Origin of the sequence: Lachnoclostridium sp. An181 (genome assembly GCF_002160325.1) — a bacterium.
GTDB lineage: Bacteria > Bacillota > Clostridia > Lachnospirales > Lachnospiraceae > An181.
In genome coordinates this window covers 100,644-116,801 of the sequence record NZ_NFKJ01000005.1, presented here as the reverse complement: position 1 = coordinate 116,801, position 16,158 = coordinate 100,644, and the positions used below count along the sequence as shown (strand labels likewise).

Annotated in this window: 22 protein-coding genes and 1 riboswitch; of the genes, 19 read left to right on the top strand and 3 right to left on the bottom strand. The window is 37.8% G+C overall.

Features of this window, described 5'->3' with window-relative positions; all coding sequences use genetic code 11:
* Positions 1 to 195: 195 nt before the first annotated feature.
* Positions 196 to 330, bottom strand: a complete 135-nt coding sequence (locus tag B5F18_RS12825) for a hypothetical protein (protein WP_275532809.1) — start codon at positions 328 to 330, stop codon at positions 196 to 198.
* Between the two features lie 169 nt (positions 331 to 499).
* Here B5F18_RS12825 and B5F18_RS05180 point away from each other — a divergent pair, with 169 nt between their 5' ends.
* The 4 genes from B5F18_RS05180 to B5F18_RS05165 all read left to right on the top strand — a co-directional run bounded on the left by B5F18_RS05180 (position 500) and on the right by B5F18_RS05165 (position 2,036).
* Positions 500 to 625 (top strand): TnpV protein, encoded by a 126-nt coding sequence (locus tag B5F18_RS05180; RefSeq protein WP_242955807.1) that lies wholly within the window; start codon positions 500 to 502, stop codon positions 623 to 625.
* 322 nt (positions 626 to 947) lie between these two features.
* Positions 948 to 1,229: a hypothetical protein gene (locus B5F18_RS05175; RefSeq protein WP_204217072.1), complete on the top strand. Its 282-nt coding sequence runs from the start codon at positions 948 to 950 to the stop codon at positions 1,227 to 1,229.
* A 10-nt stretch (positions 1,230 to 1,239) separates the two neighbouring features.
* Positions 1,240 to 1,707 (top strand): helix-turn-helix domain-containing protein, encoded by a 468-nt coding sequence (locus B5F18_RS05170; protein ID WP_204217071.1) that lies wholly within the window; start codon positions 1,240 to 1,242, stop codon positions 1,705 to 1,707.
* 131 nt (positions 1,708 to 1,838) lie between these two features.
* On the top strand, positions 1,839 to 2,036 hold the full coding sequence (locus tag B5F18_RS05165) for a hypothetical protein (protein ID WP_087156610.1): 198 nt from the start codon (positions 1,839 to 1,841) through the stop codon (positions 2,034 to 2,036).
* Here B5F18_RS05165 and B5F18_RS12970 read toward each other — a convergent pair whose 3' ends face one another.
* Both B5F18_RS12970 and B5F18_RS05155 read right to left on the bottom strand, forming a co-directional pair.
* The gene (locus B5F18_RS12970) at positions 2,037 to 2,222 is read right to left on the bottom strand and encodes a hypothetical protein (RefSeq protein ID WP_334293332.1); all 186 of its coding nucleotides are present in this window, start codon (positions 2,220 to 2,222) and stop codon (positions 2,037 to 2,039) included.
* 334 nt (positions 2,223 to 2,556) lie between these two features.
* Positions 2,557 to 2,850 carry a transposase gene (locus B5F18_RS05155; protein ID WP_087156608.1) on the bottom strand — a complete coding sequence of 98 codons (294 nt, stop codon included), beginning with the start codon at positions 2,848 to 2,850 and terminating at the stop codon, positions 2,557 to 2,559.
* A 496-nt stretch (positions 2,851 to 3,346) separates the two neighbouring features.
* On the opposite strand from B5F18_RS05155, the gene B5F18_RS05150 reads away from it, so the two are divergent.
* From B5F18_RS05150 to B5F18_RS05070, 15 genes are all read left to right on the top strand, one after another.
* Positions 3,347 to 3,583: a hypothetical protein gene (locus B5F18_RS05150; RefSeq protein WP_087156607.1), complete on the top strand. Its 237-nt coding sequence runs from the start codon at positions 3,347 to 3,349 to the stop codon at positions 3,581 to 3,583.
* A gap of 630 nt (positions 3,584 to 4,213) precedes the next feature.
* Entirely contained in the window at positions 4,214 to 4,303 is a 90-nt protein-coding gene (locus B5F18_RS13050) for a DUF1697 domain-containing protein (RefSeq protein ID WP_087156604.1), read from the top strand.
* A 202-nt stretch (positions 4,304 to 4,505) separates the two neighbouring features.
* Entirely contained in the window at positions 4,506 to 4,952 is a 447-nt protein-coding gene (locus B5F18_RS05130; RefSeq protein WP_087156603.1) for a zinc ribbon domain-containing protein, read from the top strand.
* A gap of 118 nt (positions 4,953 to 5,070) precedes the next feature.
* Positions 5,071 to 5,180, top strand: a riboswitch (TPP riboswitch).
* Between the two features lie 110 nt (positions 5,181 to 5,290).
* Complete coding sequence (gene thiM / locus B5F18_RS05125; protein ID WP_087156602.1) at positions 5,291 to 6,112, top strand: hydroxyethylthiazole kinase; 822 nt, start codon at positions 5,291 to 5,293, stop codon at positions 6,110 to 6,112.
* The gene (gene thiE / locus B5F18_RS05120; RefSeq protein WP_087156601.1) at positions 6,099 to 6,740 is read left to right on the top strand and encodes a thiamine phosphate synthase; all 642 of its coding nucleotides are present in this window, start codon (positions 6,099 to 6,101) and stop codon (positions 6,738 to 6,740) included. The genes thiM and thiE overlap by 14 nt, the downstream gene beginning before the upstream one ends.
* The gene (locus tag B5F18_RS05115; RefSeq protein WP_087156600.1) at positions 6,737 to 7,393 is read left to right on the top strand and encodes an HAD family hydrolase; all 657 of its coding nucleotides are present in this window, start codon (positions 6,737 to 6,739) and stop codon (positions 7,391 to 7,393) included. The genes thiE and B5F18_RS05115 overlap by 4 nt, the downstream gene beginning before the upstream one ends.
* A 79-nt stretch (positions 7,394 to 7,472) precedes the next feature.
* On the top strand, positions 7,473 to 8,270 hold the full coding sequence (thiD, locus tag B5F18_RS05110) for a bifunctional hydroxymethylpyrimidine kinase/phosphomethylpyrimidine kinase (RefSeq protein WP_087156599.1): 798 nt from the start codon (positions 7,473 to 7,475) through the stop codon (positions 8,268 to 8,270).
* A gap of 34 nt (positions 8,271 to 8,304) precedes the next feature.
* Positions 8,305 to 9,609 carry a phosphomethylpyrimidine synthase ThiC gene (gene thiC / locus B5F18_RS05105; RefSeq protein WP_087156598.1) on the top strand — a complete coding sequence of 435 codons (1,305 nt, stop codon included), beginning with the start codon at positions 8,305 to 8,307 and terminating at the stop codon, positions 9,607 to 9,609.
* A gap of 318 nt (positions 9,610 to 9,927) precedes the next feature.
* Complete coding sequence (locus B5F18_RS05100; protein WP_087156597.1) at positions 9,928 to 11,052, top strand: hypothetical protein; 1,125 nt, start codon at positions 9,928 to 9,930, stop codon at positions 11,050 to 11,052.
* Entirely contained in the window at positions 11,045 to 12,598 is a 1,554-nt protein-coding gene (gene cas10 / locus B5F18_RS05095) for a type III-B CRISPR-associated protein Cas10/Cmr2 (protein WP_087156596.1), read from the top strand. Before B5F18_RS05100 ends, cas10 begins: the two co-directional genes overlap by 8 nt.
* The gene (locus B5F18_RS05090) at positions 12,595 to 13,686 is read left to right on the top strand and encodes a type III-B CRISPR module-associated Cmr3 family protein (RefSeq protein ID WP_087156595.1); all 1,092 of its coding nucleotides are present in this window, start codon (positions 12,595 to 12,597) and stop codon (positions 13,684 to 13,686) included. The genes cas10 and B5F18_RS05090 overlap by 4 nt, the downstream gene beginning before the upstream one ends.
* Complete coding sequence (gene cmr4 / locus B5F18_RS05085) at positions 13,671 to 14,420, top strand: type III-B CRISPR module RAMP protein Cmr4 (RefSeq protein WP_087156594.1); 750 nt, start codon at positions 13,671 to 13,673, stop codon at positions 14,418 to 14,420. Before B5F18_RS05090 ends, cmr4 begins: the two co-directional genes overlap by 16 nt.
* Complete coding sequence (locus tag B5F18_RS05080; protein WP_087156593.1) at positions 14,413 to 14,835, top strand: type III-B CRISPR module-associated protein Cmr5; 423 nt, start codon at positions 14,413 to 14,415, stop codon at positions 14,833 to 14,835. The genes cmr4 and B5F18_RS05080 overlap by 8 nt, the downstream gene beginning before the upstream one ends.
* A gap of 14 nt (positions 14,836 to 14,849) precedes the next feature.
* Positions 14,850 to 15,626, top strand: coding sequence for a type III-B CRISPR module RAMP protein Cmr6 (gene cmr6 / locus B5F18_RS05075; RefSeq protein WP_162607538.1), 777 nt, complete (start codon positions 14,850 to 14,852; stop codon positions 15,624 to 15,626).
* Between the two features lie 3 nt (positions 15,627 to 15,629).
* On the top strand, positions 15,630 to 16,157 hold the full coding sequence (locus B5F18_RS05070) for a hypothetical protein (RefSeq protein ID WP_087156591.1): 528 nt from the start codon (positions 15,630 to 15,632) through the stop codon (positions 16,155 to 16,157).
* The last annotated feature ends 1 nt before the right edge of the window (position 16,158 follow it).

Genomic DNA, 16,158 nt, shown 5'->3' with positions numbered 1-16,158 from the left:
ACAATGGGTATTTTGTATTATTTGTCAAGAATCCATTGGTTATCGAGTGATATGTGTGAAACCGACAAAAAAGGTCTTACTGAATTGAGTGAAATCAATTTGGTAAGGCCTTTTTTCGTTGGTTTTATTTTATGTTTTTTGGATAGTTGTATCGCTATTGGTCATATTCTTCGGATTCCATCGGAAACAATCTGATCAACGGGAGGAAATAGCCTCCGGCAGGGCACAAGGGTACTTTTGATGAATGTAGGCTATCAAAAGTGCTTTTGCGTTACCTTTGACAAAAGTAACAAAATCGCTGTATCCGGCGAGAAAACTTTTGTTCGCCATATCTGGCACTCTTTTAAGAATGGCAGGTGAGATAAAAAGATAATGAAAAGAACAATTAGTGGTATGGTTGGAGCTGGTGCATTAGCTCATGACAGAAGAGATTTTATAGCTGAAAATGTAGATAAAAGTACACTTGAATATTTGATATAAAAACGAAAAAATGAAACAAATGGCAGAAAAACAAGGTGTGACAGAATCGCCAAACGAACAGGACCAGATGAAATGGGGTGCATTAATGAATAATATCAAAACCAATGTAGAGGAAAGTGTGCTGAAAGATATTGTATATGTGTAAGGTAGAGAGTAGTCGAAAAGCTGTTCTTTGCTGGTACAGGAATAGCGCTTTGGTGTGAACTATGGTAAAATACGAATAAAGAAACTTTGAAGTTTACAGAGTAAAAAGCGAGGATTTCCATTAGAATAACAGAATAATTGTAAAAATATAATACCAATAGAGCGTATAGAGCATAGTTACAGCAGAACATCTGAGAAAGTAGAAATAATCATAATTATTATGAAGATACAAGGTAGATGTTGCGTTAATTATGGTGACCGTTGCGTGACTTTAGCAGACAGACTTCCTAAAATGTGAGTATAAAATAAAGGAGGTTTTAGTTATGTTGAGATTTATGGAAAAAAATAAGAAGTATATCTTTTGGATGGTTACCATTGGATTATTTGGTATAGCTGGATTGTTGCTAGTGCCAGTTGTAATGTACATTATAAAAGTATCAAATCGTTATCCAAAAGTGTTCAGGTGGATTTTCTTTATTGCTTTTGCTTTTATATGTATATATGGATTTCTATTTGAGCGGGAATGGGATACGAGTTTCACTATAATAATATGTATTGGAGCGGTTAGTGCTGTTAGTAGCGTCCTGAATACTAACAGTAGATAGTGGAGGATATATGGAACTTTCAGAAATGATAAAAGAGGCGAGAATAAAAAAAGGAATGACGCAGCAAGAACTAGCAAATTCTGTATATGTTACCAGACAGACTATTTCAAAATGGGAGTTGGGAAAAAGCGTACCTGATGAGGCGTCACTAAGTCTGTTGTACCAATGTTTGGAGATTGACAATAAAGAGAGAAATATATTAAAGAAATTTGCTACTAATAAGCAAACCATATTCCTGATTATAATAGCAATCGTGTTTTCTCCGGCAGTAATAGGAATTCGCTATTGTTTATTTAAAATGGGAAAACTTGAAGATAGAAAATTTAAAATTATGATTCAAAGTATCGGATTTGTTTTTTTTGCTCTTTATTTCAGAACTTTGAAAGATAATGTAGCTTTTATTTTGGTTTTTATGACATCCATTGGCTATATAACTTATCGATATTATTTGCTTAGCCTGGAAAGAAAAGCTGAGTAAAGAGAATGTTACAAGTTTAAAAGTATAATAGGTAAGGACTCTGGATATAAGAACAGTAATCAGCTGGAAGGATTAAATGCAACGGAGAATTCCAGTAATGTGAAGATTTGAATTTGAAAGGTGGAGAAATTATGAAAAAAGATAAAAGAGAGAAAATATGTTTTTTATGTTTTCTAGCTGCCTCAATATGTTATTACATTATATCAATAGTGAATTTTATTGATAAGAATACTAATACAGCAGTAATATTTTTATGCCTAGGTTCGTCATTTTTATGTTTATCAACCACGCATTTGAATAAAAATGATAAGAATAATAAAGATAAATAATTACTGGAGTATAGTCAAGCAAGTATTATCGAAAGGATAGCCCTTTTTTGAAAATGATTGCACCACATTAAGAGAATCTAATAGTTGACTAAATGAAGAGGCGGTATATTGAGATTCTCGATCAGAATGAAACATAAGTCTTGGGGGAAAGTTTCGATTATCATAAGCTTTTTTGAATGCATTCATAACAAGATCAACCTCGGGCTTGCCTGAAATGTCCCAAGCTATGATTTTGTCCATAGACATACGTGGTAATTTGAGGGTTCGCATCAATCGGTACACTCGTCAGACACTGATGTTTATGCCATATGACGCTGAAGAATGTAAGTGATTTTATATGCACCGAGACGTTTGTTGCAGTCAGCATAAATCTGGAGAATGCATTTGGAAATCTTCTGGTTTTCTATGGTACGATCAGCTGGTTCCGAATTGTAATGTTTGTAATAAGTACCAGGATTAACACCGAGGGATTCACATAGAGTTTTAATATGGTGTTGAAAACGGAGCTTATGAGCAGTTTCTAATCGTTGTTTGAGTGTGGCGTGAAGATGGCAATCGCTTTTTTTAATATGAGTAGTTCTTTTTCAAGTTGGACATTTCGCTTTTGAAAATGTTTTACATGCTTAGCGGTTAAAACTTTACCATCATCGATTTGAACAGTTGAGTATTGTTTAATCCAGCGGTTTAACGCCATAGGAGCAATTCCGTATTCTTTGCAGAATGTTGCTTGTGTTTTACCGCCGGCTTGGTAGAGATTGACAAGAGTTCTTTTGGAGTCTTCGTCATAGCAGATACCTTTGTTGTTTGTGGACATCTGTAGATATCTCCTTTTTTGTGTCTGCTTAATTGTAATGTATATTTACATAATGTGTCCTCTTAATCAGTATAGATCCAATAAAAAAATTTTTAAAATTATTTTATAATCAAAATATAAATATTGAGAGTTGTATTTAAAAGAGAGATATTACAGAAATTTTGATGAAACAGAAGAAAGGAAAGTTGAAAATGAATAAGAGTAAGCATGATGTTTTCTCACAGTTACTTTATACAGTTGTCCCGTTTTATGCCGAAAGGGCGGATGGTTCACTTACTGGTGGAACAGGATTTATTTTTTCGATTAAGGTAGATAGGAAAATGCTATTCCATTATTGATTACAAGTTATCATGTTTTAGAAAATGCAGCGTCCTGTTTTATGGAATTACACATTTAGGAAAAAGGAATAGCATCAACTAAAACAACAAAACTTCAGTTTGATAGTTCAATTGTTGAAACTTTTCAGTTGGGAGATTTAGATTTGGTAGCCATGCTAATGGCAGAAACAATAGGAAATCTGCAAAACAAAAATATTGACGTTTATTATATGGGTATAGGACCAGCAATGATACCAACAAATGAAGAATACGAAAAGTTTTCGGCAATGGAAGAGATTGTATTTTGTGGCTATCCGAGAGGATTATATAATGAAACAGAGAAGATTTCGATTATTCGGAAAGGAGTTACAGCAACTCCTATATGGGATAATTTCACAAACAATGATCAGAGATAATACGACAGGAAAAGGTTTTGTGAATTTAGCAAAGGTAATTAATAGTAAAACGATGTATCAGGAAGTAGATAAATTTATTCAGAGATTAAAGGGAAAATAAGAGATTTTGGAGACAGAAAATCAATAAGACCTGAGGAGATGTTATGAAGATGACACAAATGGAAATAAAAATCTTCCAAAGGCGTTCTTTCTGTTTTTTATCCTGCTTACAGCTAGTATGATTCTGTGTGCAGTGGTTTTCGTATTTTGCCCAATTACGATACAGTCGGGGAAAACGGAAACTTCTGTCTGGCAGATAATCATTCAGGCACTTCTGATCATGAGCAGCGTGATTTTCTGGATTTTACTTTTAGGTTCAGACAATGAAAAAAGAGTGGCCTATGGATTAAAAGGAAAGAGAACCCATTATCTGGATCTATTTGCTTAATAATATTCTCAATTTTTTCTTGATGGTGGTTGTACACTTTTTAAACAACAATCTGATTCCTGTATTTGTCGGGGAGTATACGGCGGAAATCATTCAAGGACAAACGATTTACTGGAGTGATCTGATTCCGGCGTTGTTATCGGATCTTATGATTTTTGGATGGTTCCTTTTCCTGAAACCATTCCGGAAGAGTAAAAAATGATATGAAGAGATACATTGCATTATTAAGAGGAATCAATGTAAGCGGTAAAAACAAGATGGTGGTCAAAAACGGCCAGTTCAAATATAAGTGATAGGATTACAATCCGAACAGCAAATATAGTTGAAATGTGATAAATTTCAGTTTATAGAATGGAAATAAGCTGGAATTTCGAGAGGAACAAGCGATAAGGAAACTTAGAGAAAATAACAAATCATCATTTTTTAGCAACAGAGAGTTGCTTTTCTTTTATAGACTGTATTGATATAGTATTTGTATGGAGGTGATGATTTATTATGGAAACAAAAGATGTTATCTTGGAACTACGTACTAAGAACAAATTATCTCAGGATGAACTTGCAGAAAAAATTCATGTCACACGCCAGGCAGTCTCCCGTTGGGAAACCGGTGGAACCATACCAAATACAGAAACGCTGAAATTGTTGTCAAAACTGTTTGGCGTTTCTATTAATACACTTTTAGGTTCTCCGAGGAAACTGATCTGCCAGTGTTGCGGTATGCCTCTCGATGACACTACTATGAGTAAAGAGACTGACGGTACATTTAATGAGGAATACTGCAAATGGTGTTATGCTGAAGGAAAATTCACATATACAAATATTGAAAAATTGATTGATTTTTGTGCTGAACATATGGCAAATGAAAATTGGCCGGTAGAGCAGGCAAGAGCCTATTTTGAGGAAATGCTGCCCAAACTTCATTACTGGCAGCAGCCGAAATAATACAATTCAGATATTAAAGATGAAAAATAGAAAGTGTTAGAAAGAAATGTGGGCATGGCCGTCGGCTGTGCCCTCTTTACTTGTCATTACACTAAAAATAGTGTACAATATTCTCAACAATTAAACAGCGGGGAGCTTGTATGACAGGCTGAGAGGAAGGTATGACCTTCGACCCATGAACCTGATTTGGATAATGCCAACGTAGGGATGCCTGGACAATCGCGAATATGAAAGGAAGTTGCCAAATCGGTAGTTTCCTTTTTTGTGTATGTTCCATGATTTCCGCTGAATAATTGAATCATCATATTCCGAAAAATGTTCGGGGAAAAGAGGTTATCATGTTTGAAAATTGTTTTGAAAATGTAAAAAAGACAACACCGCTTGTACATAATATCACCAATTATGTGACGGTCAATGATGTGGCAAATGTTCTGCTTGCCTGCGGGGGAAGTCCGATCATGTCGGACGAACCGGAAGATGTCGCAGATATCACATCCATATGCCAAGGGCTGAATATCAACATCGGAACTTTGAATAAGCGCAGCATTGAGGGAATGTTGATTGCAGGGGCAAAGGCAAATGAATTGGGACATGTGGTTCTTTTGGATCCTGTTGGTGCAGGGGCAAGTGCGCTGCGCACCAATACGGCTATTAAATTGATGGATAAGATCAAAATTGATGTGATTCGCGGGAATATTTCGGAAATCAAAACATTGGCGCTTGGCAGCGGCAGCACAAAGGGCGTGGATGCGGATGCGGCAGACACAGTGACTGAGGAAAACCTGGACACAATGATTGCTTTTGCAAAAGAGTTTTCAGCAAGGACAGGCGCGGTTGTGGCGATTACCGGAGCGATCGATCTGGTGGCGGATGAGGAGAAATGTTTTGTCATTCGAAACGGAAGGCCGGAAATGAGTAAGATCACGGGTACGGGCTGCCAGCTTTCAGGCATGGCAACAGCGTATGCTGCAGCGAATCCGGAAAATAAAACAGAGGCGGTTGCTGCTGCGGTCTGCCTTATGGGACTTGCCGGGGAAATCGGTTTTGCAAATATGCAGCCAGGGGAGGGAAATGCATCCTACCGCAACCGCATCATTGATGCGATATACAACATGGATGCAGAGACATTGAACAAAGGAGCAAAGTATGAAGTGCGATAGAAAAAATTTATTACTCTATGCAGTTACGGACCGTTCCTGGCTGGGAGAACAGACCCTTTACGAGCAAGTGGAAGAGGCATTAAAAGGCGGCGCCACGTTTATTCAGCTGCGCGAAAAGGAACTGGATGAGGAAAATTTTTTAAAGGAAGCCATTGAGATCAAAGAGCTCTGCAGGCGTTACCATGTCCCGTTTGTGATCAATGACAATGTAAACATTGCCCGTAAAATGGATGCGGATGGTGTGCATGTGGGACAAAGTGATATGGAGGCCGGGGATGTGAGGGCTGTTCTTGGAGATGAAAAGATTCTTGGCGTATCGGCGCAGACCGTAGAGCAGGCAATTTTGGCAGAACAAAGAGGTGCGGATTATCTTGGCGTTGGCGCTGTATTTCCGACAGGATCCAAAGCAGATGCTGAGGATGTAAGCCTGGAAACATTAAAAAATATCTGTGAGGCAGTTCATATTCCGGTTATCGCGATTGGAGGAATCGGAAAGGCAAATGTGTCCCAATTAAGGGGCAGCGGAATCTGTGGGATTGCCGTGATCAGTTCCATTTTTGGAGCAAAGGATATTCACACTGCGACGGCAGAATTAAAAACACTCACCAGAAAGGCGGTGGAAGAATGATCCGAGGCGCAATATTTGACCTGGACGGCACACTTCTGGATTCCATGGCCATCTGGGATACGATTGGAGAAACCTATCTTCGGTCTCTTGGAAAAGAACCAAAAGAAGATTTAAAGGAAACGTTTAAGACATTTACCATGGAACAGTCCGCACACTATTACAGAGAGCACTATGGAGTTTCTCTTTCTGTGGAGGAAATTATCCGGGATGTGGACCGGATAGTGGAAAATTTTTATCTGGATACGGTTTTGCTGAAACCGGGCGCTGCGGATTTCCTGGAAGAACTGAGCGGACGAGGTGTAAACATGTGCATTGCCACTGTCACAAATGAACATCTGGTAACAGCAGCTCTTCAAAGGCTTGGAGTCAGGGATTATTTTACACGGATTTTTACTTGTGCATCCGTAGGACATAGTAAGGAAGAGCCGCATATCTACCGGGCTGCTGCCAGGCATCTGCAAACAGAAAAAGCAGAGACCATGGTATTTGAAGATACGCTGCACGCACTGAAAACCGCAAAAACAGACGGGTTTTTGGCAACAGCAGTGTATGATGTCCACGAGGAACAGCAAACAGAACTGAAGGAAATGGCAGACTGCTATATTGCGGAGTATCCTCATGCCGAAGAATTCTGGAATTATATTAGTCTGTAAATAAAAAGCGGCAGACTGGGGGCACCACTTTCTGCCGCTCAATAAAAATAATGCAAAAAATCGAAAAGGAGAAGAGACGATGAGAACAGCATTATCAATCGCAGGCAGTGATTCCTGCGGAGGCGCCGGCATTCAGGCAGATATCAAAACAATGACAATGAATGGTGTTTACGCAATGAGTGCGATCACAGCACTGACAGCGCAGAACACAACCGGTGTGACAGGGATCATGGAGGTAACTGCGGATTTTTTAAGGCAGCAGATAGATGCTGTATTTGAGGATATCTATCCGGACGCAGTAAAAATTGGCATGGTATCTTCTGCAGAACTGATAGAAGTGATCGCTGAACGGCTGATTGCTCATAAAGCAAAAAATATTGTGGTTGATCCGGTCATGGTTGCGACAAGCGGATCAGCGCTGATGAAAACGGATGCGGTTTCTATGCTGATGAGCAAACTGTTTCCGCTTGCGGCTGTGATCACACCGAATATCCCGGAAACAGAAGTGCTTTCCGGAATGAAGGTTCGGACAAAAGAAGATATGCAAAAGGCTGCAAAAATGATTGGAGACAGCTGCGGATGCGCGGTGCTGGTCAAGGGCGGACATTGTGTCAATGACGCCAATGATCTGCTGTACGCAGACGGGAAATGGCGCTGGTTTGAAGGAAAGAGGATCGACAATCCGAACACCCACGGTACAGGGTGCACGCTCTCCAGCGCTATTGCGTCCAATCTTGCAAAAGGGTTTTCTCTGGAAGAGTCTGTGCAGAGAGCAAAAGATTACATTTCCGGCGCGCTTGCAGCAATGCTGGATTTTGGAAAAGGATCCGGACCGATCAATCATTTATTTGATCTTAACAGTTGTTTTTCGGGTTGAAGTTTTATGATCTGTTTGAAAGGAAGAAAAGAAGATGAGAAATTACACAACACAAATGGATGCTGGCAAGCGTGGCATTATCACTCCGGAAATGAAAGCAGTTGCAAAAAAGGAATACCGTACAGAGGAAGAGATTCGGGAACTTGTGGCAAAAGGGCAGGTTGCGATCTGTGCCAATAAGCTGCACACGTGTATTGATCCAAATGGGGTCGGCTCTATACTGCGCACAAAGATCAATGTAAATCTTGGCGTTTCCAGGGATTGTAAGGATTATGACATTGAAATGCAGAAAGTGATGGCAGCCGTGGATATGGGAGCAGAGGCAATTATGGATCTTTCTTCCCATGGCAATACACAGCCTTTCAGAAGAAAACTTACAAGCGAATGCCCTGCCATGATCGGTACGGTTCCTGTCTATGATAGTGTGATTCATTATCAGAGGGATCTTGCCACACTCTCTGCAAAAGATTTTATTGATGTGATCCGCTTGCATGCGGAAGATGGAGTTGATTTTGTCACACTGCACTGTGGCATTACGAGGAAAACCATTGACCAGATCAAGATGCATAAAAGGAAGATGAACATTGTTTCCCGCGGCGGCTCCCTTGTATTTGCGTGGATGAGCATGACAGGAGAGGAGAATCCATTTTACGAATATTTTGATGAAATTCTTGATATTTGCAGGGAGTATGATGTAACCATTTCCCTTGGAGACGCGTGTCGCCCGGGATGCCTTGCAGATGCAAGTGATGTTTGTCAGATTGAAGAACTGGTCCGTCTTGGCGAACTGACAAAACGTGCGTGGGCAAAGGATGTTCAGGTCATGGTGGAAGGACCTGGGCATATGCCTCTGGATCAGATTGAGGCAAATATGAAACTGCAGCAGACAATTTGTATGGGTGCTCCTTTCTATGTACTTGGTCCGATCGTCACAGACATTGCGCCAGGATACGATCACATTACATCAGCAATCGGCGGCGCGGTTGCTGCATCTGCAGGAGCAGCATTTCTCTGTTATGTCACACCTGCAGAGCATCTGGCACTTCCGAATGTGGAGGATGTCAAACAGGGAATTATCGCATCTAAAATTGCAGCTCATGCAGCAGATATTGCGAAAAAAATTCCTCATGCAAGAGATCTGGATGATTGCATGGCGGAAGCGAGAAGAACATTTGACTGGGAAAAACAGTGGGAATGCGCCATTGACCCAGAGACAGCAAAACAAATCCGCGATGAAAGAGCGCCAGAACACGAGGACAGTTGTTCTATGTGCGGGAAGTTTTGTGCTGTGAGAAGTATGAATAAGGCACTCAATGGCGAGTATATTGATATTTTGTAGTGGAATTAGGAAAGAGATTGATATAAGGGATTAGAGGATATTTGGCAGGTAGTCCGTGGATTACCTGCCATTTTTTTGAAATGTACATCGCATGTTGAGGTTTATCAAATTTAAATGCCTTATAAAAAAACACATTTAAATACACTGTGTGTTGGGGTTACAATATAATATATCATTCTAACGAAAATTTTTTGGTTCGTAAAGAAAAGAATAACAGAAAAGAATAAAAGTTATTGAAAATTAGTGACACCAGTGCTATCCTAGAAATAGAAAATATATTTTAAAATAACACTGAGATTCAAAAGGAGGGGACGGAAAGTGAGATTTGACGGATGCAAACTTACAATGACGCTGGAACCACAATTTCCGATGGTTCATTTTCAAGAAGAAAAAACGGAAATAGATACTTTATCAGCACAGGAAATACCTACATTACGAGCGACTGAAGTGAAACCGAAATTGGATCGCTTTATAGTGAGACAAATAAAGAAGAGAGAAGGATTAGACTTTGAAACAAATGTAAAGGAGAAGTATCCTGACTATTTTAGTGATGAGGAGCATTTCTCTTTAAAATATAAAATGGAAATTTGTGAGACAGAAAAAATAAATGCCGAAAAACAGGTAGTGGAACAGAAAAGAGACGAAATATTTTTTTGTAAAGGAAAGAGCAGTCATGTTGTTTTTCTGTCTCCAAAGGTTACCATTATCTGCTTTCATGCAAAGTTGAGAAAAGAGATAGAAAGTGCGATAGAAGACTTTTTTATTGTCACTAATTTTGGAGGAAAACAAAGAAAAGGGTTTGGAAGTTTTCTGCCCAAAGAAACAAATTTTAATCAGAATTTAAATGAGGATGAGAAAAAAGAGATAGCAAAAAAGTTAAAAGAGGAAACAGGGGCAGACTTTTGTTATGAGATGTCATTTCTTCCTCTAGAAAGAGTAAAGCTTTATAGAAAAATGTTTCGTAATATGAATACATTTTATAAGGCAATGAAATCAGGGATAAACATAAAAAAAGACTTTGCTAGTCCTTATATTTATGTATATATGCAGAAGAAGGGGATTGATAATGAAAAGTATGTGCGGGCACTTTTAGGGACAGCAGAACAGATTTCTTATACATATCCAAAAAAATTAGATATTGAGATTAAAAAAACCGGAACTAAAAAGCAATCTGATGGTCAAGAGATAAAATTGGAAAGGGTCCCATCGCCAATTTATTTTAAAGTGATTAAAAACACAGTATTTATTACTGCATATCCAGTCTTGGAAGAGATATATGAAACACAATATGAATTTAGTGTAAAGGAAGGGGAAAATAAAGGAAAAATAAGGATTCCTGCTAAAGATGAATTTGATATGGGTGATTTTCTTAAAGAATATGTTCAGTATTATAACGCTAAGTTTAAAGGTTGCGATGTAAAGGTAGGTGAGATTTGTGACTAAATATGTAGGGATTACGATTGGTCCGATTGGTGATACGTTAAGTGAAGTATCAATACCAGCGGCATTGTGGTTTGGGAGTTATTTGTTTTCGGATATTACCAAAAGAATTTGCAGTGCGCTGCAAGATGAAAAAACAGCAATCGGTTCTTCGATTCAGATTTACTCTCCACATTTTTCAGATGATACAAAAACAGATGATGGAATTGGAAAATTCCATGACAGGATTATTTTTTTTGCGGAAGATTTCTGTGAAGAGAAGTTAAAACAACTAATACAGAAAGTAAAAAAAGAAACCAGTAAGGGATTTGGAAAGCAGGGAGGAGAAGAGGCAAAGGAGGAATACTTTTTAGAAAAGTATTTACAGATACATTATGTAGTTTTTGACAAAGAGGAACTGAATGGAGAGAACTGCATTTTAAAATTATCCCCATATCTGGATGCTCTGGAGTTGATGAGAACATTTCCAGAAGATAATCAGGACAATCCGTTTAGGAAATTATTTTTAGATCATGGAGATGTGAGTGGAAATCAGAAAATTAAAGCAAGTGAACTTTTTAAGCAGATAAAGGACGAGAAGTCCAAAAAGCAATTTGTTCGAGAAACGGACAAGGAAAAGATACATATTCGTTCTATAGAAGAAATTGCGAATCCGTGGGGAATTGAAGAAAAACAGGAGAATTTAAAAAAATACAGATACTTTGCAGTTGTACAGGCAGATGGAGATAACATAACCAGATTGTTAAAGGAATTGACAAACGAGAATATTACCAGGTTTTCAAAAGTTTGCCTGGAGTATGCTCAAGAGGCTGCCAAGAAGATTGCAAAATTTGGTGGGATGACTATTTATGCTGGTGGAGATGACCTGCTTTTCCTGTCACCAGTAGAGAATCGAAAAGGGATTTCTGTTTTTGAGCTATGTCAAAACCTGGGAAAAATATTTCAAGAAAAAATAAAAAGCGAGGAAGAACTGAGCAGGACAAAAAATTTACCAACGCTTTCTTTTGGAATATCAATTCAACATGTAAAGTATCCTTTGTATGAGGCAAAACGAAATGCAGATACCTTACTGTATGTTGCTAAAAATAAAGGGGGAAAAGACTGCATGGCCATAGAACTTCTGAAACACAGTGGTCAGAGAATTGGACTTACAATAAAAAACAAAAAGTGGGAAGGCATAATGTCTGATGATCAGAAAGAAGACTTTGAGTACGATCAATTTAAAACATTGATGCAGTTAAAACTGGGGAAAAATGCAGATGAAGAGCTGGTTTTACACGGAATGTGGCATAAACTTTTTCAATATGAAAGTGTCCTAAAAGAGATGGATAAACAGCTGAATGAAGAATCATATCAAGATGCATGGCTTAATCTTTTCGACAATCCGAATCAAAAAGATTTGCAGGAATATGTGAGAAATATATCAGATATTTATTATACGTTTTTGAAAAACACAAATGGAGAAACGGAAAAAGAAAAAGTACGGGAGAAACTATTTGGTATGCTGCGCATAAAACAATTCCTGACAGAAAAGGGGGATGAGAAATGAGACAATATTTAGTGAAAATGCGTCCTTTGGAACCCTATACATTTGGAAAAGAACAGGGATTTAAATTCAAAAATGTCAAGATTGAACAGACTACATATTTTATTAAATCCAATGACATACCTGAACAGACGACTGTGCTCGGGATGCTTAGGTATTTTCTGCTAAAAGGGAAAGGAATTTTGAAAAAAGATTTTTGTTATACGGATGCAGAGAAAAAGGCCATGGACGCATGCATTGGAAAAGAAAGTTTTTGTTTTGGGGAGAAGAAACAGGACTTTGGTGTGTTAAAAAGTGTTTCGCCAGTGTTTCTGATTAATGAAAAAGAGCAATATTTGATAAAAACACCATTTTGTATGATTCATAAAAAAGAAGAAAATGAAGAAATAAATCATGAAACCTATCAGGTAGAGCCTATGAAAATGGGACAAACATGTATTCAGACATCGGCAGGGCGAATCTGTCTGCCATTGTCTTACAATCCAAAGGAGGGGTATGAGCATAGTTTTTTTAATCTCCAGGAAAAACAAGCTGAAAAAGGTTTGATCAGTACAATTGTTTTTACAGGAAATCGGAAAAACAATCCTGAAAATTTAGATAGTCAGGAAGATGGATTTTTTAAACGAGAAGCAAAAATACTGAAAAAAGGAGTGAGTTTTGCAGTCTTTGTAGAGGCGAATGAAGAATTGCCAAAACAAGAGATCTGTTATATGGGGTTAAAAAAATCAGCATTTTTAGTTACTACACAGCAGGTGGATAAGAACGATCTGGAGGAAAAAATAGTACAGGCTTTTTCTGATTGCGAAGGACAGTGGATCTATGCATATTCAGATCTTGTGGTAACAGAGCAGCCGGATTACTCATCCTTTTGTATTGTTGAAGAAAAGCAGATGAGAAATCTGACAACAAATTATCAAGAGAAACAATACACAAAAAAACAAAATAGAAGTAACGTACAGTACAATTTGATACAGAGTGGAAGTGTCTTTTTTGAGAACTGCCCGTTGAAACTGGAAAATGAAAACTGTAAACAGATAGGTTATAACCATATTGTACGGATAGGAGGAAATAAGAAATGTCATCAATCGTAATTAAACTGGAATGTATTACAAATCTTCACGTGGGAAATGGAGAAGTTAATTACAATATCATTGATAATGAAGTAGAGAAAGATCCGGTAACAGGATTTCCTACGATTCATTCATCAGGCTTGAAAGGTGCTTTAAGAGAGTTTTTTGAAAAAAAGAAAGGAAAAGATTGGGACAACGAGATTGTGAACCAGTTGTTTGGAAAGGGAGCAGATGAGGATGGAAAGCCGGGAAGTCTTAAGATCATGCAGGCAGATATGTTGGCGCGCCCTGCCCGTGCATCTGCAGGTGACAAAGCATATTACCTTTTGACAACAGATACAATGTTGAAAATTTATAATGAAAAGATGGAGTTATTTACAAACCAAGTGAAAAAACACATAGAAAGTAACGATCAAAAAGCGGATAGAAATGAAGAGGCAGAGGGAATTCTTTTAACAAAGAAAATAAAATATGATGAAAAAGAAATTTATCTTGTATCGGAAAGCGACATGAATTCGATCGATCTTCCAGTGATGGCGCGTAATAAACTGGAAAACGGGAAGAGCGTAAATCTTTGGTATGAAGAAGTTGTACCGCATGGTTCTATTTTTACATTTGCAGTTATTTCTGATCAGGACTCTTTGGAAAAATTAAAAAAAGGCATTGACGGAAAAGTAGTGCAGTTTGGAGGAAATGCGTCTATTGGTTATGGATTCTGTAAAGTAACAGTTGAAGGAGAGAAAAAAGATGAATAAAAAAGTAATTGATGAAGAAATCGCATATGCATATAAGAGTTTGCAAGATTCAGGAATTGCAAAGAAAAATCCGGACACTGGGAAAACAGAAATAAAAAAGGCATATCAAAGTCAGATAGCATCTTTTGGTGCTGCGGTGGCAACAGGAAGTCTTCTGGCAGCAGTGTGTTTTTTCCTTAATGATGGAAATAGTGCAGTGAAAAGAAGTAAGTTAATGGAAGCAATTGAATTGATTTTAAAAGAGCATGGAGAAGTAAAAGAAATCAGTGGTGGAACGCATGAGAATGAGAAAAAGTGTAAGGATTTGCTAGAATATATAGATATGACAGCTCCAAAACGGGCAAAAGAAGAAATGATCAATGCAGCGATTGCGTTAAAATTGGCTATGAACCTCTATAAATTAACAGAGGAGTAATGGAGGGGCAAAAAATGAATGATCAAAAGAGATACAGATCTCGAAATATGAATTATATATTCAATATAGAATATATGGAAGATTTAAAAACATCACCAAATTTTGAAGAAAAGAACAAGGAAATTACAAAGTTTCAGTTTAAAAAGATCCGATTTTTTCAGGGAATGGAAAGTATACCAGGATTTGAGACCATAGAATTGGAGACAACCTATCCGGGGCTTTTAATTGGCACAGGCGGAGCACATGACTTAAATGAGAAAGAAGTAATCAAGTGTGGATTTACTTTTGATTATGTGACGGGAATTCCATACTATCCAGGGTCATCTCTAAAAGGGATTTTGCGCAGTTATTTTCCGGGAGGAAGACCGGAAAATGAGAAAGAAGAATACGAAGAATATATAAAGTCTATTTTACAGGAAATCCATTGTGAAAATATAAAAATTGATGATTTGGAAACGCAGATATTTGACAATTCAGATGTGTTTTTAGGAGCATATCCTGTTGGAGGAAAAGGCAATAAGTGGATGGAGCTTGAGTATATCACTCCGCATAAAAAGATATATCAGAACCCGATTCCTATAAATTTGATAAAAGTAAAACCTGGCGTAAAATTCAAATTTGGTTTTTTGCTTTCCGATTATGTGTCTGGAGATCAAAGAGTTACAGCGGAACAGAAAAAAGAATTATTCTTAAGAATTATTCTGGATATGGGAGTTGGAGCAAAAACAAATGTAGGATTTGGAAAATTTAAAACTCCTGTGAAAAGAGAAGTTTTTGAGAAAAAGAGGTAGGATATGGATAGAGAATATTATGTTTTTGTTGATGCTGAAACAGATGGACTTTATGGCAGGTTTTTAACAGTGGCAATGCTCATTCTTAATCGGGAAATGAAAGAAATAGAACGCAGATATCTGGGAGTCAAAAAGGAAAATTTGATTGTGACAGACAAATGGACAAAGGCTCATGTCCTTCCAGTAATAGGAGGATATGAAGAGGTTGAAGATGAAAAACAACTCTTGGAAAAAACCTGGAACATATGGATGAAATATGCCGAGCATGCATATGCGGTTGCGGATGTATGCTATCCGGTGGAATGCAGACTTTTTCAAAAATGTGTAGAATTGAATCGTGTGGAGAGAATGTTTCATGCACCGTATCCTCTCGTGGATTTAAGCAGTCTATTATTGGCGAAAGGAATTGATCCGTTAAAAAACAGAAAGGAACTGGTGCATAATATAGGAGAAGAGCAGACACATAATGCTATGTATGATGTAGAATTAATGGTAATGATCTGGAAAAAAATATTTGCAAAGGAAAGATAAA